The organism is Exiguobacterium sp. s21, from assembly GCF_018617975.1.
Classification (GTDB): Bacteria; Bacillota; Bacilli; order Exiguobacteriales; family Exiguobacteriaceae; genus Exiguobacterium; species Exiguobacterium mexicanum_A.
Map to the genome: position 1 here is coordinate 49,373 of NZ_JACSLF010000005.1, position 17,502 is coordinate 66,874.

Genomic DNA, 17,502 nt, shown 5'->3' on the forward strand with positions numbered 1-17,502 from the left:
AAGGGGGATGTCGATTGTCTTATCTCATTTTATTCGCCGCTGTATTTTTCTTGTCGACGAGCGTATTATTCGTCAAATGGACGTCCGCACCGGCCGAGACGGCCGCGTTTTACCGAATGCTGATCACATGTCTGATGTTGTTGCCGTTTGTCGACTTCAAGTCACTCATCGGGACGCGTCTCATGACGAGATATGCCTTGTTGCTCAGCGGGACGTTGTTGGCGTTCCACTTTTGGCTCTGGTTTTTATCGCTCGATTATACGACCGTCGCGAGTTCAACGTTATTCGTGACGTCGAGTCCGATTTTCGTTTTAATCGGGAACGCCTTGATTTTTAAAAAGAATCCGACCCGAAAAGGTTTAGCCTTTGCACTCATCGCCGTCCTTGGGGGCATGCTTGTCGCGGCGGGTGACATCCAACTTGGACGCGAAGCGCTCTTCGGGGACCTGCTCGCCTTAATCGCCGCCCTTCTTATCGCCGGCTATTGGCTCGTCGGTCAACACGTCCGGACCGAGATGAACACGAATACTTACTCGTTCAGCGTCTATCTCGTCGCGACGGTCGTCCTCTGCTTCATGCTCCTCGTGCGGGGGACGACGTTCACCGCGTTCGAATCGGTCAACTGGTGGTATTTCCTCGCCCTCGCCTTCTTCCCGACGATTTTAGGGCATAACTTGTTCAACTACGCGCTCGCCCGGGTCAGTGCCACCGTCGTCAGCATCACCATCCTTGGCGAGGCACTGTGGGGCATGCTGTTCGGGTTCGTCTTCTTCGACGAACGTCTCGGCGTAATGCAATGGATCGGCGCGGCCGTCCTGCTCGGCGGAATCTATTTGTTCCTAAAAGAAGACGCCCGTTCCACCAGAACGGACGTCGCTTCATAAATTGGTCGCTTTCGCTTCGACTTCTTCCTCAGACGGGCGGAACAATAACTTGCGGTCCCACACCGCCATGCCGACCGCCGTCAAGAAGGTCATGGCATCGGCGATTGGAAACGCGAGCCACACCCCGAACACGCCGAAGAAGTTCGGCAAGATGAAGACGAGCGGAATCGTATAGAGCGTTTGGCGCGACAGTGACAAGAACATCGCGACACGGGCCTTTCCGAGCGATTGATAAATGCCGTTGATGAGCATTTGCACGCTCGGGAGAAACGAGACGGCGAACAACACATGGATGGCCGTCACCCCGCCGGCAATCAAGTTCGCGTCGGTCGTGAACATGCGCATGAGCTGTTCCGGAATCAACTGGAGCGTCAGCCAGATGATGACCGCGATGGCAATCCCGACCCGCAACGCCGTCCAGATTGTCTCGCGCATCCGGTCGAATTGTCTGGCCCCGAAATTGTACCCGACGATCGGCTGCATGCCTTGAACGATGCCCATGATCGGCATCCCGACGAGCGCCATGAATTTATTGATGATCGCAAAGATGGCAAGCTCCTCGGTGCCACCATACGTTCCGAGCATGACGTTGACGCCGACGAATAGAATCGATTGCGACACCATCATGATGAATGAGGATGACCCAATCGCCATAATCTCTTTTAATTCGCCGAACCGTAGTCGAAACTTCCGCCATTGGAAGTCGAGCTCGGTCCGGCGATTTTTTTTCGCGAAGAAGAACCGAAGCATGAGGACCGATCCGACGACTTGGGCGAGCGCAGTCGACCAGGCCGCACCGTAAATGCCCCAGTCGAACGTGAAGATGAATAGCGGTGTCGTCACCAAATTGACGACGACGGTCGTGAGCATCACTTTCATCTGATAGGGCGCTTGCCCTTCAGCCCGTACCATCGCGCTCGCCGCGAGTGTGAACATGAAGAACGGCGAGCTGATCAGCACGACGGATAAGTATTGACGGCTCAGTTCCATGATGGCCGACGTCGCTCCGAACACTGTCAAAATGTCATCTAACATGAAAAAGGCGGAACTGACTGCGAAGGCCGCGAACACCCCGACGAGGACGAGGACGTTCAAGAACGTGACGGCGGCACCGGCATCATCCCCTTTGCCTAGTTTCCGTGAACTGATCGAGGCGCCGCCCAACCCGACCGCGCTCGAGACGGCCATGAGAATCATCTGGATCGGGAAGGCGATCCCGATGGCGGCCACGGCGGTCGCCCCGATGCCGCGGGCGACGAAGATCGTATCGATGATATTGTAGAGCGCCGTCACCAGCATGCCGATCATCGCAGGTAGCGACAGCTTGAATAGCAGGCGTCCGATCGGGTCGGTCCGGAGCTGCTCCGTATTTTGATTCATGCTTCCATCCCCTTTTTCGTCTATGTTAATAGGGTAGCAAGATTGGATGGAACGGTCGACTATGTTGTCTTACCGGATGTGTCAGACCGGGCTCGGCACTGGAGGGCTCACGACGCCGGCTTTTCGTTTGCGCATAATGAAATCGGTCACGACCGGCTGCTCGACTTTGACGCGCACCGTCATCATCGCATGGTTCGCCGTCTCAAGTCTTTCTCCCGACTCATCGTACAGCTCATCGATTCGCTGGGAGAAACGGACGAAGCCGGGGCCGAAGAACTCGACTTCTTCTCCGCGTCGGAAATGGTTCCGCTGCTCGAGTGTTGCCATTTGTGTCGTCGGATCATAGGAGATGACGCGTGCCGCGAATGCATATTGCGGGATGGCGCGCGGCTTGCCGAACAGTTGCTCGTTCTCGGTCGGGACGCCGTAATAGAATCCGGTCGCGAGTTCTCGTTGTGCCGCTTTCCAAATTTCTTCTTCCCACGCCGGGTCGAACTCGAACCCTTCAGAATCGGCGCAGTAGGCGTCGATGACTTGACGGTAGACGTTACAGACGGTTGCCACATAGTGAATCGATTTCATCCGTCCCTCAATTTTCAAGCTGTCGACACCAGCATCGACCAAGTCCGGGATGTGGCGTACCATCGCCAAATCGACCGAGCTCATCGAGAACGGTTCCTCGTCGCGTGCCGCCATCTCGTCGGTCAACAGCTCGTCCGCCTCGAAGAAACCATATTTCCAACGACAAGATTGGGCACAGCCACCCCGGTTCGCATCGCGGAGCGCCATATGATTCGATAACGTGCAACGCCCCGAGTACGAGATGCACATCGCCCCATGGACGAACGTCTCGATTTCGACATCGACTTGCCGTTTCATTTCTTTGATTTCTTCCATCGAAACTTCGCGGGCGAGGACGATTCGCTCCAATCCTTCCTCTTGCCAGAAACGGAGTGTCTCATAGTTCGTTGCTGACGCCTGCGTCGACAAGTGGACCGGAAGTCCCGGTGCATCCGTGAGGCACACCTCGATCATGGCCGGATCGGACACGATGACGGCATCGATGCCGATATCGCGAAGCTTGCAAAAGAACTCGCCAGCACCGTCGATATCCCCTTCATGCGTCACCATGTTGGCCGCGACATACACTTTTGCGCCACGCGCATGGGCGAACGCGACTCCTTCGGCCATCTCTTCATAACCGAAGTTACCCGCCCGGGAACGGAGCCCGAACTGTTGCCCCCCGATAAAGACCGCATCGGCCCCGTACAAAATCGCCATCTTCAATTTTTCTAAGTTCCCAGCTGGTGCTAATAGTTCTGGACGTTTTTTCATCTCGGTTCCCTCACTTGATCTCTTCTGGATTTCGTAACAACAGTCCGGTCCCGAGCCGGAATTGTTCAGGTTGGAGTTCGGCGAGACGCCGTTCCATGCCATGACGGTCGAACCGCCCGTTCAATAGATCCGACCGGGCTTTATCGAACAGACGGACGATGTCGACGAACGCATCGCCCGCATGCCAGCCTTCGAGTTTCCACGTGTGCAACCCGCCCTTCAAGAGCGTGGGCAATTGTCCCATGAGTGTCAAATCTTCAGAGAATACGTGCGTACCGTTGTCGTCTTGATAGACGGGGTAGCGACTGTCCGCATCCGACGGTTCGCTCACATAATACTCTCGTGCTTCTGCCAATGTGTTCGACCGGCCGATCTCGTTGAAGTAGTTCGTCAAGAGCGGACGTTTCGAATGATGGATGCACGTCGGGCCATACACTTGCACTTCGACCGGCAAACCGATCTGTTGTTGGATCATCCCGAGTTCGGTCAACGTCACTTCACGGGCTGCGATCGCCCCGATGGCGTCACGCTTCCCCCAAAACTGAATGTGTCTCGCCGACGTGACGAGCGTTTGAGCATCATACCAATAGGGGATATTGGCATTACGGATCAGACGGATGGCGCCAGGGTCGCCTGCCGTCACACTGTCGATTCCGATCGCTTTGAGTTCCTGCAAATATTCAGGGAGCGTCTCGATCTGCTCGTTATGCATCAAGTTATTGACAGCGACCGTCACTTCTTTGCCGTATCGGTGGGCTACTGCTGTGACTTCTCGCACAGCCGGAAGTGACCAGTCACCTTTGTGGCGTAACCCGTATTTTGAATCTCCGATATAGATGCGGTCGGAGCCCGCCATGATTAGCGCCTCTGCTTGCTCGACGCTTTGTGCCGTAGTCACTAGCTGAATCATCATTTGCTTTCTTCTCCTCACTTTGTGAGTCTAATCACATATTCTTGCTATACTCTAGCACACGTTTTGATGTGGTGGCCGTGCAGGAATTTAACAACTCGTGAAGAAATCAGTAACAAAGTATGACTTTTTACATCGAAGGAGTGGACGATTTTGACAAAAACCGCCTTAATTACTGGAGCCTCGACCGGAATTGGCCTCGATCTTGCCGTTTTAGCGGCCCGGGACGGGTTTGACTGTATCCTCGTGTCTCGCAACGAGCCCCGTTTGCACGAATTGAAAAAAGTACTGGAGAAGCGGTACCGTGTCCACGTGCACGTATTCGCCCTCGACTTGTCTGAACATCAGGCCGCAAAACGACTGACAAACGCGATTGAAGACGCCGGACTGACGGTCGACTTTTTAATCAACAACGCCGGTTTCGGGACGGCCGGCGAGTTCATCGACCTCGACGCCGAGACCGAGGCCGAAGAGGTCCGCTTGAACGTCAACGCCTTGACCGAACTGACGAAAGCCTACTTACCTGGCATGGTCGAGCGAAATCATGGTTATGTCTTAAATGTCGCCTCAGTCGCCGCCTTCCAACCTGGCCCTTACATGGCGGTCTATTATGCGACGAAAGCGTACGTGTTGTCACTCACCGAGGCGCTCCATGCCGAAGTGAAAGGAACAGGTGTGAACGTGAGCGTCCTGTGCCCGGGACCGACCGATACCGGTTTCTTCAATCGTGCCGGCAGCGAAATGATGGTGTCGAAAATGCCGTCCCACCTCGTCGCCTTCTTCGGCTATAAAGGCGTCATGAATAACAAACGCGTGGTCGTTCCCGGCGTCTCGAACCAGTTGCTCGTGGCCGCGGCCAAACTCATGCCTAGGGCGGTCAGCCTCGAGATCTTGCGCCGGTTCCAAAAACCGTCAAATGCCGGAACGGAAGATGTGCCGACGACCTGACAATCATAATCAATAAAAAGGAGGAGGTTCCCGTTGTGGGACCTTCTCCTTTTACGTATAGTGATTGTTCAATGTCGAGCCAACTGCACCATGCGCCGAATCAGTGACACGCCCGGGATACACACCATCAGTGCCGTCGCCACGACGACCAACCAAGCCAACGCGCTTTCGAGCGTGAGCGCTCGCTCCGTCAGCCCGCCAAGGACACTTCCGCCTCGGACGGACAAGACGATCATGAGTGCCGGCCAGACGCTAGCCCCGAGGATGCTGAGCATCCCGTAGCGCGTCCGTAAGAACCGACGTGACATCAACAATAGATTGAGTCCCATAAACAACAGTCCGATGAAAAGAAACCAACCAATTTCAACCAGATTGACGTATCCGCTCATGCACGTGTCACCTCACTCGGTGTGATATCCTTTTTTTACCCGTCTTCCCGCACAAATATGCGAACGAATAGATCGTGCAATAAGACGAGGAAGACGGCGTTCCCGATGCCGTGGGCCGCATCGAACGGCAGACTGAGTACGAGCAGCTTGACGAAGTCGGCTCCAATGACCTCCGCGAACGATAGATTGGCCGTCCAGCCGTAGAGGAACCCGGACAAGAGACCGACGCCAGCAAGCAGCCAGCGCGAGCGTCGGAGCAACGGTTTGAGCAGGATGACCACGAGTACGACGAGGAGCCATCCTAAAAATTGAAACAAGACGAACGGTCCGAGCCCGAGCAACAGTCCCGATAAAATCGGGACGAACAGCGCCAGCATGGCGGCGCTCGTAAACCCGAAATACAAGGCCGTCAACATGAGCAACGCCGTCGATGGTTGCACGTTCGGGATGGCCACGAACAGCCAGCGTCCGATGACGGCCAGGGCGAGAATTTGGGTCAAAACGGCGATCGGGAAATCCGTCCGCTCAAATCTTGACATGACTCCCGCCGCAATCAACAGGATGACGACGTATGTGACCATAGCGCACTCCGTTCCGTATACTCGGCTACAGTTCCATCAAAGACGAGTGTGCCGTTCGACAGGCACACGATTCGATCCGCCGCCTCAATCAATCGTTCGTCATGGGTCGCACATAAAATATGTGCCGTCGCGGCTTTCTCGATTAACGCCCGTTCAAACTGAAATCGCTCTTGCTCGGTCAAGCCGACGCTCGGCTCGTCCAACAAGAACAGAGATGCCTCAGAATCGAATATGGCTTGCAGTTGAGCGAGACGACGATTCGTCGCATGCGGGAACGGACCAACCTCTTGCTCGGCCGGTAAATAGACCGGCCGTTCTGTCCACTTGACCTTCCCATACAGCGGACGGACGCTTTTGGCGATCAATTCGAGCAATGTCGATTTGCCGCTCCCGTTCGTTCCGATGCAGATGGTCAGTCCCGCTCGCTCCGCCTTATACGATACATGCTCGACCGCATAGGACGCCTGTAACGGATGACGATAGGACACGTCCGTGACGACGAGCCGGGGCTTGTTCACGGTCGGATTGACGTCGAAGGTCACCGACGAGGTATGTTCGCGCGTCCTGTCCGTGTAAGCGACCCGAACACCGAGTGCGGTCAGTCGGCTGAGTAACATCGTCAAATGCTCGACGCGAAACCGATCCAAATGTCGGAACGGCTCAATCAAGACGATTGCCTCGGATGAATCCGCGAGCGCGTGCGCGATTCGGACGAGTTGCCGTTCCCCGCTCGAGCATTCGTCGAATCGTTTATGGAACAGGTGATCGATTTGAAGAATGGCTGCCAGCTCGGCTCCGCGCAGGGCGTCACTCCCAGAAATGAGCGACGCGACCTTCCCGGCGAGCGGGGTATCGAGGTGGACGACTCGCGCGTGTTCTGCCTCTACCCATTGCTCCAATTCCTCATGTCCGTCTGCCAAGGATAACCAACGCATCTCGCACCCCTCCCTTCGTCAAATATGGATACAGAAGCCAAACGACCGGTGTGACCAGCAACGCCAGCGACCCGAATCCAGCAAGGACGAGACATTGAATCCAATCATGTTTTTCAAAACGTCGCATCCGATTCGTCACGTACACCGGCTCGAGGCGTTGACTGTCGATGCCGACGACAACCGCCTCTTGCCAGTCACGTCGCGGATGACTCGCCAACGATAGACGGACCGCCCGTTCCATCGTCGGGACGAGCGCCCAACCGCCGTAAAGCAATCGCGTCGAGCGGGGCCACTTGTTCAAGAACGGCAATAAGCGTTCGAGACGCATGAACCGATTGACCCAAATCATGCCGAACAAAAAAGTCGCCAGCGGAATCAGTTGATTCGACACAGTACCGAGCGAGATTCGCCATCCGAGGACGAACGGAGTGAGTGAAATCAGTAAGAACGCCAGGATGATACCAAGCATCGCCAGGGGAAACCGTCGTTCGAGTAGCAATAAACCGAATAGACCGAGGAGAAGCCAAATCGAGTCGTTCACGTACGTCAATACGTACAAATGGACGAGTAAGAAGAAAAGGAGCGTGACCGGATGTCTGCGCTCCCAATCTGCCTCATTCGAAGAAAGAAATCGCATCTTCTTCGAACCGCCATTGAATGATGTCGGTTGATTCCACTTCTTTGGCTCCGGCGCCTTCATCGCCCGGGCTGCCATTGAAGGCATAGACCCAACCGGATGATTGTCCGGCCGACTTCTCTTCGATGTCGTCAATCGCTGTCACATACGTCATCTCACCACTGCCGACCGATTCGATGTCCAACTCGGTCGCTTCAAGGGCATCGAGCACCGTCGCCCCCTCTTCCAAGCAGACACTCTTCTCATTGAACAACGTCTCTTCTGTCGACGCATTGTAAACCGAGATGGTCGGCTCGACGTCACAAGTCTTCTTCTCGGTCGAGGTTGTATCCCCTCCACATGCGGTTAAGAGTGGGACGAGTAAACTCATCAGTAGCAATTTTTTCATAAATCAGTCAAATCCTCTCGTTGATGGATAGAGTAGTTATATAAAATCGTATATTTTTCACCCGTGGTCCGCCCTTGCTGGCTCAGCCCCGACAGTTGGATGCTGTTCGCGAGCACCGGCTCGCGTTGCAACCAAAACTTGACGAGACGGTTGTCCCGATTGATCATGAGCATCGACTCGTTCTCGAACGTATACATGTCATACAGCCCGTCGAATGAGAGCTGCAACAACGGCGCATCGACTTGTGCCGTGAACTCGGACCAGGCCGGTTTCCGGATTGCGTCGAGCATATGTTCAAAGTCGACGAGCTTCTCGAAGAACGCACTGCCCGAATCCTTGTTCAGTTCGTCGACTTGACGATACGTCAGCTCGCCCGACTCATCGTAGTTGATTCGAATCTGTTGGTATGAATTCGCGCGTTCGACCATGAGCAAATATTCGAGCGAACGGAGCTCACCGTCCTCGGTGACAATCATTTTGCTGCGATCGAGTTTGATCGAGTCGCTGTTGATGCGGCGCAGAATGTTGTCCGTCATCTCGTCAAACGTCTCATCTTGAACCGACACCGTGCCAATCTGTTGCGACTCGGCACGAAATTCGGATTGATCGAACAGCGGGACGAACAACAGGACGATGAAGAAAAAGAATCCGACGAGCGCCCCGTACCATTTATAGCGGCTATTGCGTTTCGGGAAGAATAAGAACGACATCAAAAAGCCGATCGGAATATGAAAGCCGCCGATTGGGAACGAGACGATTCCGAGCAATGAGAAAAATAAAAACTTGATGAAAAAGTTCGGTTCCGGTTCTTTCAATTGATTTAAGCGTAAACCTAGCAACGTACTGATGACGAAAAAGCCTAGCCATACGTATAGTTGTACTGTCACGTTAATCCCCCACTGTAAACTCGAAGAAGTCACTAGCTACATGGCTGTCTGGAAACACGGTGCGCACTTCATCCACAAACGCCTCGTCTCGACCTTGATAGCGGGCCGAGATATGCGTGACTATTAAACGGCCGACTTGCGCCGTGTTCGCCAGCGTCGCCGCCTCGACTGTCGTCGAGTGACCGTATTGACGGGCGAGCTTTGCTTCCGCCTGCATGAACGTCGCTTCATGGACGAGCACGTCGACCCCTGCGGCGAGGATAGCGGCGTTCGGACAAGGGACCGTGTCGCCTAGAATCGCCACGACGGGCCCTGGGACCGCATCAGTGACGTATTCTTTAGAGGCGTACGTTTTTCCTTCAAATTCGAATGTGTCAGACTGCTTGATCGTCCGATAAATCGGTCCGCTCGGGATGCCGAGCGCCTTCACTTTGTCGACGCGCAGTGCGCCCGGTCGTTCCGGTGCTTCAATGCGGAATCCATAAGACGGAAAGCGATGTTCAAGCCGTCTGACCGTAACGATGTGCCCGTCCTGTTCGAACGTATCGCCGTCCTCGTACTCGACAATCGTCAAATCATAGCCGAGATAAGAACCGGTTACTTTCATCGTCAACTCGAGCCATTTCTTGATGCCTTTCGGTCCATACAAGGTGAGCGGGCTCGATCCGTCGAGCGCCGAGCGCGTCGACAGAAACCCGGGCAGGCCGAACACGTGGTCACCGTGGAGGTGGGTCACCCAGACGGCCGAGACTTTACGCGGTTTGACTTTCGTATGAAGCATTTGGTGCTGGGTCGCTTCACCGCAATCGATGAGCCACGTCTGTTTCGAAAGCGTGAGCGCCAGACCGGAAACGTTCCGTTGTTTCGAGGGCATGCCGGAGCCAGTTCCTAAAAATTGTAACTTCATAAATAATTTTGTCCTTTCTTCTAGTGCATTCCATGCTATACTGTAGGCAATCGTTGATAAAGGATGTGATCCGTGATGAATAAAGTTGAACATTCCGACTCGATCTATGAACTGATCCGGGAACGGGCGACTTCAATGAATCGCAAACACCAACAAGAACTAGGCACCTCAATCCACATTCACGACATAGCGATGGAACTTCACTGTTCAGACGAACTCGTCTTGGAATCATTGGAATTCGCCGCATAATCACTCGAACACATAGGAAGAGCCGACATCGCGTCGGCTCTTTTTCACTTCGTTTTCGGTGTCGCGACGTGCTCGACAATTTGAACGACATATTCAACCAACTTGTATAGCTCGACGAGCGGCATGCGCTCGTTCGTCGTATGAATCTCTTCATAACCGACAGCGAGGTTAACGGTCGGAATCCCGCCCCCAGCGATGACGTTCGCATCTGACCCTCCACCTGAATGTAAGATTCGTGTCGGGCGTCCGATGGCCGCTGCCGCCGCTTTCGCGACTTCGACGACTTCGTCGCCTTCTTCGAACTTGAAGCCCGGGTACATGATGTCGATGTCGACTTCGGCTCGGCCACCATGTGCCTCTGCCGCCTCGACGTAAGCTTGTTTCATCGACTCGGCTTGGGCTTCCATCTTCTCGTGGATGAGCGAGCGCGCTTCGGCGAGCACCTCGACGTAATCGCAGACGATGTTCGTGGCACGTCCGCCTTCGAACCGTCCGATATTCGCTGTCGTCTCGTCATCGATTCGTCCAAGCTTCATCTTCGCGATCGCTTTCGCCGCGATTTGAATGGCCGAGACCCCTTTCTCAGGCGCGACACCGGCATGCGCCGTCTTACCGTAAATTCTAGCGTTCACTTTCGCTTGTGTCGGGGCAGCGACGATGATATCGCCGACCGGGCCGTCCGAGTCGAGCGCGAAACCGAACTTCGCATCAATTTTCGACAAGTCGAGTACTTTCGCCCCGACGAGACCTGACTCTTCGCCGACCGTGATGACGAATTGGATTTGACCGTGCGGAATCGCTTGTTCCGTCAAAACACAGACCAGCTCAATCATCGCCGTCAAACCAGTTTTATCATCAGCGCCGAGGATGGTCGTCCCATCCGTCACGACGTAGCCATCTTGAATACTCGCCTTGATCGCTTTACCTGGTGTGACCGTATCCATATGCGCCGTGAAATAAATCGGGTCGACGCCTTGTTTCGTAGCAGGTAGCGTGATGATGAGGTTGTTACCTGAATGAGCCGTTTTCGTCGATGCGTCGTCCTCGTAGACGTCACATCCGAGCTCAGTGAAGACCGCCTTTAAATGCTCACAGATGACTGCCTCTTCTTTCGTCTCCGAATCGATGCCGACCAACTGTAAAAATGTGTCAAGCACCCGTTTCTCGTTTACCATGAAAACATCCCTCCATCCAAACATTTCTAGGTTATTATAACAAACTCGTGCCGTTTGCACGAACCTTTTCCATTCTGTACAATGAGGACAAACACATTTGGAGGAACGTCATGAGTAAGAAACAGAAAAAGCGACAACGCATCATTCAAATCGGTGTCGTCGTCATCGTATCCATCTTTTTATTGAGCACGTTTTTGTCGGGGATGGCCATGTTCCTGTAACAATAGGATATAGCGCTCTTTCAAAATCAAGTAGCTCTTCACATCAGACAAAATATTGAGCAACGATGAACGTACCTCAAATTCCTCACGTGACGTGGGGAGGGGTACGTTTTTTCGATAATGCTCAATCGTCTCCTCGAGCTCCCGCAAGAACGTCGAGGCGTCGGCTTGTTGGTTGACGTTGTCGCCGACGAGTCGAAGGAACGTCGCGACCGGTTTGGCTTCATTGACGACGAGTGTGATTTCCCGTGAGTTCTCAGCGATGCGTTTCAAGATGTCATATTGCCGCTCCCGCATTCGGAAGTACAAGTAATCCATGTCCTCGTTCCGCTTCCCGATCGAATTCCCCATCCGGCGGAGCGCAAGATCTTTTCCTTGCTTCAAATAATCGCGTGTCTTCAACAGCATCATCGAATGGTCGTTATAGACGCCGGTCTCGACACATGCGGCCACATCATAAAAATGTACGGCGAGCGCCCGGTCGATATTGTCCTTGATGCGTTCGATCTCTTTATCGAGCGTCGGCATATACATGTTGACGACGAGCCCGACCCCGACCCCGATGGCGATCAACAACAACTCGTTCACGAACAAATCGAGTGAGAACTGTCCTTCCGTATACAGATGGGTCAGGATGACGACACTTGTGATCATGCCATCTTGCAGTTTGAGCTGTTGTACGAGCGGGATGAACATGACAAAATAAAGTGTGAGCGTCGCTGGCGAATAGCCGAGCAAGGTGAACATCAACGCACCCATGCCGATGGCAATCAAGCTGGCCATGACCCGTTCATAGGAGGCCCGAAACGACTTTTTCCGCGTCTCCTGAATACTGAGGATGGCGATGATGGCCGCGAAGACGTAATAGTCGAGATGAATCGTCTCCGAGATGAGCATGGCAATCCCGGCGGCTGCCGCCGTCTTGAGCGTACGTGATCCGATTTTCATGATATCTCCTCCTCTCTCACAAAATTGTTCACTAGTTTCTTCCGTTTGGCAATCCATATGTTTGGAAGTGATCGTATTGAAAAGAAAGAAACGCGGCGTGATCCCGACGATTCTCACGCTCGCTCTCGCCATATCCGGTTTCCTTTGGCTCCAAGATCGTCCGAGCGGGTCGTATACCGTTCAGACCTATGACAACGGGGACGTCTCGACCCGGGCGTTCGAGTCGCTCGATGAGGCGCGCGCCTACATGGAACGCGGGGGCAATCGCGCCCTACTCGATGCGTCAGGAGACGTCATCGATTTCACAGGTACCGGTATCGCGGTCACCCCGACCGACCGAATCACAAACCTATATCAGGACGCCGAGTTTAAGAAACGGCAGTCCTATGTTGCCGGTGGAACACGTCTCCGTCTCATACAAACGGGCGACAAGCATTTGTTGGTAAATATCTCTGGGGCCGATGTCTACGTGAAGCCGGCCGACATGACGCTTTACCCGGACGCCGTCGTCGAGCGGCGCGGCTTCTATCAGATACAGGACGGACAAGTGTTCCATACCGTCGAGGCGAACGGCAATTTGGCCGGGACGTTTCTCGTCGGACCGGCGCCGCAACAGTCGTCCGACCGATATTACACGGAGGACGTACGCGACGTGTTCGATTCGCCATACCAATTCGCTTCAATCGCGTCGAAGGCACCGTATTCGGCTCGCGAGCTCGACGCATTCCTCGAATCACTCGACGATAGCCCGCTCGCTGGGAAAGGCGACGCCTTCAAGGACGCCGAGGCCGAATTCGGCATCAACGCCTTGTTCCTCATGGCGGTAGCCGGACACGAGTCCGGTTTCGGTACGTCTGCCATCGCCCGTGAAAAAAATAACTTGTTCGGCTTCCAAGCGACCGACAATGATCCGAGCGGAAATGCGGCCTCTTATCCATCCGTCGAGGCGAGCATCGATGCGGCGGCTCGTTTATTCGCCGAGAAGTACGTAACCGGAGATTACGACCGCGGTCCGTTTCCGGGCAATAAACAAGAAGGCGTCAACGTCTTTTACGCCTCGGACCCATATTGGGGCGAGAAAGTCGCCGGGACGATGTATCGCATCGATCGTGAACTCGGATTAACCTATTTCAAACAGCTAAAATGACGGCCACGGCGGCCGTCATTTTTTTTGCAGGAATCCCCCCTTCGCTGAGCGAATACCTAAATGAACGACCATTCATTCCAAAGGGGGATTTGTATGAAAACGATTTGGATCACAGGTGGCTCATCGGGGATGGGCAAGGCGATGGCGCTAAAATTCAAAACCGAGGGTTGGAACGTCGCCATCAGCGGCCGCAACGAAGAGCGGCTACAAGAAGCGATGGGCGAACTGGAGGCCATCGGGGCCGGAGCAGCGATGGCCGTGCAACACGATGTGCGTGACTACGAGGCGTGTTCACAAGCACTCGATCAAATCAGCCAACGGTTCGGACCGGTGCATGCGCTCGTCAATAACGCAGCCGGCAACTTCGTCTGTCCGACGCTCGACTTGACGCCGAACGGCTGGACGAGCGTCATCGACATCGTCTTGAACGGGACGTTCAATTGTACCCACGTCCTCGGCAAACATTGGGAACGGGAGCAACTGCGGGACGGCTCCATCATCAACATGGTCGCCTCCTACGCCTGGCAAGCGGGCGCCGGTGTCGCCCCGAGCGCCGCCGCCAAGGCCGGGGTGCTCAATTTGACGCGGACGCTCGCCGTCGAATGGGGGTATCAGTTCGGGGCACGCGTGAACGCGATCAGCCCGGGCCCAATCGAGCGGACCGGTGGTGCCGACAAACTCGCCGTCCACGTCAAAGAAGTCGAGCGCATCCGTCGTAACGTGCCGCTCGGACGGTTCGGCACACCCGAAGAGATTGCCGACCTCGCCTATTGGATGGCGTCGGACGAGATGCGCTATTTGAACGGAGAATGTATCTCGCTCGACGGCGGCCATTGGCTCAATAAACATCCGTTCTAACCTAAAACGGCCGAGGAGATTCCTCGGCCGTTTCATATGTCTTGTCCCGTCCATTCCGCTTCGAACCTGTCCAAAAATAAGACCATGAATGCGTGGCGTTCCCGAGCAATCTGTCGTGCCCGTTCCGTATGCATCCCATCCGCGAGCCGGAGCAACTTATCATCGAAGTGGGCGACCGCACTTGTCGCATCGTTCGGGTCATATAAAGCCGTTCCGCGTGACCCCGCGAATTGGAACGTGCGGGCGATGCCGATCGCCCCAATCGCGTCGAGTCGATCCGCATCTTGCAGGATCGCGCTCTCGCGTGACGACGGGGATCGTCCTTTTGAAAAGGACGTCTCCTCAATCATCGTCAAGACGTGAGCCCGTTGTTCGGGATCGAGTGCCAATGTGTCGAGGTGTCGTGCGACGAGCCCCGCCTCGCGACCGAGCTTCTCATCCTCGACGTCGTGCAAGAGCGCCGCGAGCGTCAAGGCGAGACCATCGACCACCTCGCCTTCCGCGAGATGCATCGCCAAACGGCGGACGCGGTCGAGATGAGTCATGTCATGCCCGGTATGGTCTCCGGCATGGAGCTTTGTCACGTACCGTTCGGTCTCGAGCACCGCTGGATGACTCATCAAATCTCGATCGTCGTGTTCGGCTCGATCAAGAGGCCGCGTTGATGCAATTGATCGCAGAACGCCCGCGCGTCTTGTTTGATGGGTGGGAACGTGTCGAAGTGAATCGGTACGACCCGTTTCGCTTGGAGCCAGTGCGCCGCATCGAGTGCGTCGACCGGTCCCATCGTGAAGTTGTCACCGATCGGGAGGAACGCGACGTCGATATCGAACCGCTCCCCGTACAGTTTCATGTCCGAGAACAGGGCCGTGTCCCCGGCGTGATACACCGTGAGCGCCTCTGTCTCGATGATGAACCCGCCCGGCATACCCATGTAGATCGGGACGTCCCCCATATCAAGACTCGAGCTATGAAACGCCTGCGTCATCGTGACGCGACCGAACGAAAACGAATGGCCGCCCCCGATGTTCATCCCGTGGACCGAATAGCCTTTTTTCTCATAATATGTCGCCAGTTCGTGCGTCGCGACGATTGTCGCACCCGTCTGTTTCGCAATCAACTCGACGTCTTCGATATGGTCGAAATGAGCGTGGGTGAGCAGGATATAATCTGCTTTGACGCTCGCCGGGTCGACGTCCGTATGCGGGTTGCTCGTCAGGAACGGGTCGATCAAGACGGATGTCCCGTCGATATCGAGTTGTACGGTCGCATGGCCATAGTAGGTGATCTTCATAGAAATCCTCCCTTTCTGGTGTCAGATGGATCGTTTCAGTTATAATACTTTTTCTAAGAAGCGTTTTGCGCGGTCGGTCTGCGGGTTGAGGAGCAGGTCGGCCGGTTTGCCTTCCTCCATCAAGATACCTTCGTCGAGAAAGAGGACGCGGTCCGCCACTTCGCGGGCAAAGCCCATCTCGTGCGTGACGACGACCATCGTCATCCCTGAATCGGCGAGTCCTTTCATGACGTCGAGCACTTCGTTGACCATCTCTGGGTCGAGCGCCGACGTCGGCTCATCGAACAACATGACGTTCGGCTCCATGGCGAGAGCCCGGGCGATCGCGACCCGTTGCTTCTGTCCACCCGACAGTTGGCTCGGGTAAGCGTCAATCTTCTCCGATAATCCGACCCGTTCGAGGAGCTTTTTCGCTCGTTCGATCGCTTCGGCCTTGCTCACTTTCAAGACGTTGATCGGCGCGTACGTCAAATTGTCGAGCACGCTCATATGCGGGAACAAGTTGAACTGTTGGAACACCATGCCGATGTTTTGACGAGCCTTCGAGACGTTCGCCCCTTTTTTCGTGAGCTCATAGCCGGCGACGCTGACCGTGCCGGACGTCGGCACTTCAAGCATGTTCAAGCAACGGAGGAACGTCGATTTCCCGGAACCGGACGGACCGATGACGGCGACGACTTCCCCTTTCTCAATCGATGTCGTAATGCCTTTGAGGACCTCGAGGTCACCAAATTGTTTGTATAAATCCTTTACTTGTATCATCTGCCATCACTCTTTCTTAGCCGTTTTTCTAGACGTTGACCAAGATACGTCAACACCATCACTATTGTAAAGTATATCACACCGGCAAACAGGAGCGGTTCAAAGTAGATCGCCTTTTGCCCACCGACGATTTGCGCCCGACGCATGATGTCGAGCACACCGACCGTCGAGACGAGCGCCGATTCTTTCGTGAGCGTGATCATCTCGTTGACGAGGGCCGGCAAGATGTTTTTGAACGCCTGCGGCAAGATGATCGACCGCAGTTGTTTGACGTACGGGACGCCGAGGGCATCCGACGCTTCCCACTGGCCTTTATCGACCGCTTGAATCCCGGCCCGAATGATTTCCGAGATATACGCCGCCGAGTTGAGTGAGAAGGCAATGACGGCCGACTGATACGGCGTCGTGATATAACCGGTCAATTGCGGTAACCCGAAGTGGATGATCGCGAGTTGCAAGATGAGCGGTGTCCCGCGGAACACGGCCGTGTAGGCGTGCCCGATGAAGTTGATGAGACGGTTTGGGACGATCTTGAATGTGGCGACGACGACCCCGAGCGTGATCCCGAGCAAGGCCGAGACGAGCACGACTTGAAACATGACCGGGATCCCTTCGAGAATATACGGGATAGAATCATAAATCCGACTAAAATCCATTGTGAGTTCCT

At 54.8% G+C, this 17,502-nt stretch carries 21 protein-coding genes; 5 read left to right on the forward strand and 16 right to left on the reverse strand.

All coding sequences use genetic code 11. The features are described from left to right. Window positions 1–14 precede the first annotated feature (14 nt). Window positions 15–884 carry a DMT family transporter gene (locus KNP06_RS07580; RefSeq protein ID WP_214712636.1) on the forward strand — a complete coding sequence of 290 codons (870 nt, stop codon included), beginning with the start codon at window positions 15–17 and terminating at the stop codon, window positions 882–884. Here KNP06_RS07580 and KNP06_RS07585 read toward each other — a convergent pair. The 3 genes from KNP06_RS07585 to KNP06_RS07595 all read right to left on the reverse strand — a co-directional run bounded on the left by KNP06_RS07585 (window position 879) and on the right by KNP06_RS07595 (window position 4,512). Next, a complete protein-coding gene (locus KNP06_RS07585; RefSeq protein WP_034777906.1) occupies window positions 879–2,264 on the reverse strand; it encodes an MATE family efflux transporter in 1,386 nt (461 codons plus the stop codon). The two genes, KNP06_RS07580 and KNP06_RS07585, sit on opposite strands and share 6 nt — an antisense overlap. Window positions 2,265–2,345: 81 nt before the next feature. Then, entirely contained in the window at window positions 2,346–3,599 is a 1,254-nt protein-coding gene (locus KNP06_RS07590) for a peptidase U32 family protein (protein ID WP_214712638.1), read from the reverse strand. 10 nt (window positions 3,600–3,609) lie between these two features. Further along, a complete protein-coding gene (locus KNP06_RS07595) occupies window positions 3,610–4,512 on the reverse strand; it encodes a peptidase U32 family protein (RefSeq protein ID WP_084592826.1) in 903 nt (300 codons plus the stop codon). A gap of 150 nt (window positions 4,513–4,662) precedes the next feature. Between KNP06_RS07595 and KNP06_RS07600 the strand changes: the two genes are divergently transcribed. Continuing rightward, window positions 4,663–5,457, forward strand: a complete 795-nt coding sequence (locus tag KNP06_RS07600) for an SDR family NAD(P)-dependent oxidoreductase (protein WP_251128396.1) — start codon at window positions 4,663–4,665, stop codon at window positions 5,455–5,457. 68 nt (window positions 5,458–5,525) lie between these two features. Here KNP06_RS07600 and KNP06_RS07605 read toward each other — a convergent pair whose 3' ends face one another. The 7 genes from KNP06_RS07605 to rnz are packed head-to-tail and all read right to left on the reverse strand — an operon-like array spanning window position 5,526 to window position 10,181. Further along, window positions 5,526–5,846, reverse strand: coding sequence for a hypothetical protein (locus KNP06_RS07605; RefSeq protein WP_214711463.1), 321 nt, complete (start codon window positions 5,844–5,846; stop codon window positions 5,526–5,528). Window positions 5,847–5,881: 35 nt separating this feature from the next. Further along, window positions 5,882–6,427, reverse strand: a complete 546-nt coding sequence (locus KNP06_RS07610; protein ID WP_214711462.1) for a hypothetical protein — start codon at window positions 6,425–6,427, stop codon at window positions 5,882–5,884. Beyond that, window positions 6,400–7,362: an ATP-binding cassette domain-containing protein gene (locus KNP06_RS07615; RefSeq protein WP_214788411.1), complete on the reverse strand. Its 963-nt coding sequence runs from the start codon at window positions 7,360–7,362 to the stop codon at window positions 6,400–6,402. The genes KNP06_RS07610 and KNP06_RS07615 overlap by 28 nt, the downstream gene beginning before the upstream one ends. Beyond that, the gene (locus KNP06_RS07620; protein WP_214711460.1) at window positions 7,331–7,999 is read right to left on the reverse strand and encodes a hypothetical protein; all 669 of its coding nucleotides are present in this window, start codon (window positions 7,997–7,999) and stop codon (window positions 7,331–7,333) included. The genes KNP06_RS07615 and KNP06_RS07620 overlap by 32 nt, the downstream gene beginning before the upstream one ends. Then, a complete protein-coding gene (locus tag KNP06_RS07625; RefSeq protein ID WP_214711459.1) occupies window positions 7,977–8,387 on the reverse strand; it encodes a DUF4430 domain-containing protein in 411 nt (136 codons plus the stop codon). The genes KNP06_RS07620 and KNP06_RS07625 overlap by 23 nt, the downstream gene beginning before the upstream one ends. Beyond that, window positions 8,384–9,274, reverse strand: a complete 891-nt coding sequence (locus KNP06_RS07630) for a hypothetical protein (protein ID WP_214711458.1) — start codon at window positions 9,272–9,274, stop codon at window positions 8,384–8,386. Before KNP06_RS07630 ends, KNP06_RS07625 begins: the two co-directional genes overlap by 4 nt. A 1-nt stretch (window position 9,275) precedes the next feature. Next, a complete protein-coding gene (gene rnz, locus KNP06_RS07635) occupies window positions 9,276–10,181 on the reverse strand; it encodes a ribonuclease Z (protein ID WP_214711457.1) in 906 nt (301 codons plus the stop codon). A gap of 75 nt (window positions 10,182–10,256) precedes the next feature. On the opposite strand from rnz, the gene KNP06_RS07640 reads away from it, so the two are divergent. Further along, window positions 10,257–10,430: a hypothetical protein gene (locus KNP06_RS07640; protein ID WP_167491781.1), complete on the forward strand. Its 174-nt coding sequence runs from the start codon at window positions 10,257–10,259 to the stop codon at window positions 10,428–10,430. A 44-nt stretch (window positions 10,431–10,474) separates the two neighbouring features. On the opposite strand, the gene KNP06_RS07645 is transcribed toward KNP06_RS07640, so the two are convergent. Continuing rightward, window positions 10,475–11,605, reverse strand: coding sequence for a M20/M25/M40 family metallo-hydrolase (locus tag KNP06_RS07645; RefSeq protein WP_214711456.1), 1,131 nt, complete (start codon window positions 11,603–11,605; stop codon window positions 10,475–10,477). Window positions 11,606–11,784: 179 nt separating this feature from the next. Further along, a complete protein-coding gene (locus tag KNP06_RS07650) occupies window positions 11,785–12,774 on the reverse strand; it encodes an aromatic acid exporter family protein (RefSeq protein WP_034777929.1) in 990 nt (329 codons plus the stop codon). 67 nt (window positions 12,775–12,841) lie between these two features. Here KNP06_RS07650 and KNP06_RS07655 point away from each other — a divergent pair, with 67 nt between their 5' ends. Both KNP06_RS07655 and fadH read left to right on the forward strand, forming a co-directional pair. Next, window positions 12,842–13,921 carry an N-acetylglucosaminidase gene (locus tag KNP06_RS07655; protein ID WP_240731339.1) on the forward strand — a complete coding sequence of 360 codons (1,080 nt, stop codon included), beginning with the start codon at window positions 12,842–12,844 and terminating at the stop codon, window positions 13,919–13,921. A gap of 93 nt (window positions 13,922–14,014) precedes the next feature. Beyond that, window positions 14,015–14,779, forward strand: coding sequence for a 2,4-dienoyl-CoA reductase (fadH, locus tag KNP06_RS07660; RefSeq protein WP_251129699.1), 765 nt, complete (start codon window positions 14,015–14,017; stop codon window positions 14,777–14,779). A 32-nt stretch (window positions 14,780–14,811) separates the two neighbouring features. On the opposite strand, the gene KNP06_RS07665 is transcribed toward fadH, so the two are convergent. The 4 genes from KNP06_RS07665 to KNP06_RS07680 are packed head-to-tail and all read right to left on the reverse strand — an operon-like array spanning window position 14,812 to window position 17,491. Next, window positions 14,812–15,399, reverse strand: coding sequence for an HD domain-containing protein (locus tag KNP06_RS07665; RefSeq protein WP_214711455.1), 588 nt, complete (start codon window positions 15,397–15,399; stop codon window positions 14,812–14,814). Further along, the gene (locus tag KNP06_RS07670; protein WP_214711454.1) at window positions 15,399–16,073 is read right to left on the reverse strand and encodes a metal-dependent hydrolase; all 675 of its coding nucleotides are present in this window, start codon (window positions 16,071–16,073) and stop codon (window positions 15,399–15,401) included. The genes KNP06_RS07665 and KNP06_RS07670 overlap by 1 nt, the downstream gene beginning before the upstream one ends. A gap of 39 nt (window positions 16,074–16,112) precedes the next feature. Beyond that, window positions 16,113–16,835, reverse strand: a complete 723-nt coding sequence (locus tag KNP06_RS07675) for an amino acid ABC transporter ATP-binding protein (protein WP_138859288.1) — start codon at window positions 16,833–16,835, stop codon at window positions 16,113–16,115. Next, window positions 16,832–17,491, reverse strand: coding sequence for an amino acid ABC transporter permease (locus KNP06_RS07680; protein WP_138859287.1), 660 nt, complete (start codon window positions 17,489–17,491; stop codon window positions 16,832–16,834). Before KNP06_RS07680 ends, KNP06_RS07675 begins: the two co-directional genes overlap by 4 nt. Window positions 17,492–17,502 lie beyond the last annotated feature (11 nt).

Bases quoted from the DNA above. Each gene is read 5' to 3' on its own strand.
- KNP06_RS07620 (WP_214711460.1), bottom strand. From the start codon at position 7,999: ATGCGATTTCTTTCTTCGAATGAGGCAGATTGGGAGCGCAGACATCCG.
- KNP06_RS07590 (WP_214712638.1), bottom strand. From the start codon at position 3,599: ATGAAAAAACGTCCAGAACTATTAGCACCAGCTGGGAACTTAGAAAAA.
- KNP06_RS07665 (WP_214711455.1), bottom strand. From the start codon at position 15,399: ATGAGTCATCCAGCGGTGCTCGAGACCGAACGGTACGTGACAAAGCTC.
- KNP06_RS07675 (WP_138859288.1), bottom strand. From the start codon at position 16,835: ATGATACAAGTAAAGGATTTATACAAACAATTTGGTGACCTCGAGGTC.
- KNP06_RS07585 (WP_034777906.1), bottom strand. From the start codon at position 2,264: ATGAATCAAAATACGGAGCAGCTCCGGACCGACCCGATCGGACGCCTG.
- KNP06_RS07645 (WP_214711456.1), bottom strand. From the start codon at position 11,605: ATGGTAAACGAGAAACGGGTGCTTGACACATTTTTACAGTTGGTCGGC.
- KNP06_RS07615 (WP_214788411.1), bottom strand. From the start codon at position 7,362: ATGCGTTGGTTATCCTTGGCAGACGGACATGAGGAATTGGAGCAATGG.
- KNP06_RS07625 (WP_214711459.1), bottom strand. From the start codon at position 8,387: ATGAAAAAATTGCTACTGATGAGTTTACTCGTCCCACTCTTAACCGCA.
- KNP06_RS07610 (WP_214711462.1), bottom strand. From the start codon at position 6,427: ATGGTCACATACGTCGTCATCCTGTTGATTGCGGCGGGAGTCATGTCA.
- KNP06_RS07670 (WP_214711454.1), bottom strand. From the start codon at position 16,073: ATGAAGATCACCTACTATGGCCATGCGACCGTACAACTCGATATCGAC.
- fadH (WP_251129699.1), top strand. From the start codon at position 14,015: ATGAAAACGATTTGGATCACAGGTGGCTCATCGGGGATGGGCAAGGCG.
- rnz (WP_214711457.1), bottom strand. From the start codon at position 10,181: ATGAAGTTACAATTTTTAGGAACTGGCTCCGGCATGCCCTCGAAACAA.
- KNP06_RS07605 (WP_214711463.1), bottom strand. From the start codon at position 5,846: ATGAGCGGATACGTCAATCTGGTTGAAATTGGTTGGTTTCTTTTCATC.
- KNP06_RS07650 (WP_034777929.1), bottom strand. From the start codon at position 12,774: ATGAAAATCGGATCACGTACGCTCAAGACGGCGGCAGCCGCCGGGATT.
- KNP06_RS07680 (WP_138859287.1), bottom strand. From the start codon at position 17,491: ATGGATTTTAGTCGGATTTATGATTCTATCCCGTATATTCTCGAAGGG.
- KNP06_RS07595 (WP_084592826.1), bottom strand. From the start codon at position 4,512: ATGATGATTCAGCTAGTGACTACGGCACAAAGCGTCGAGCAAGCAGAG.
- KNP06_RS07640 (WP_167491781.1), top strand. From the start codon at position 10,257: ATGAATAAAGTTGAACATTCCGACTCGATCTATGAACTGATCCGGGAA.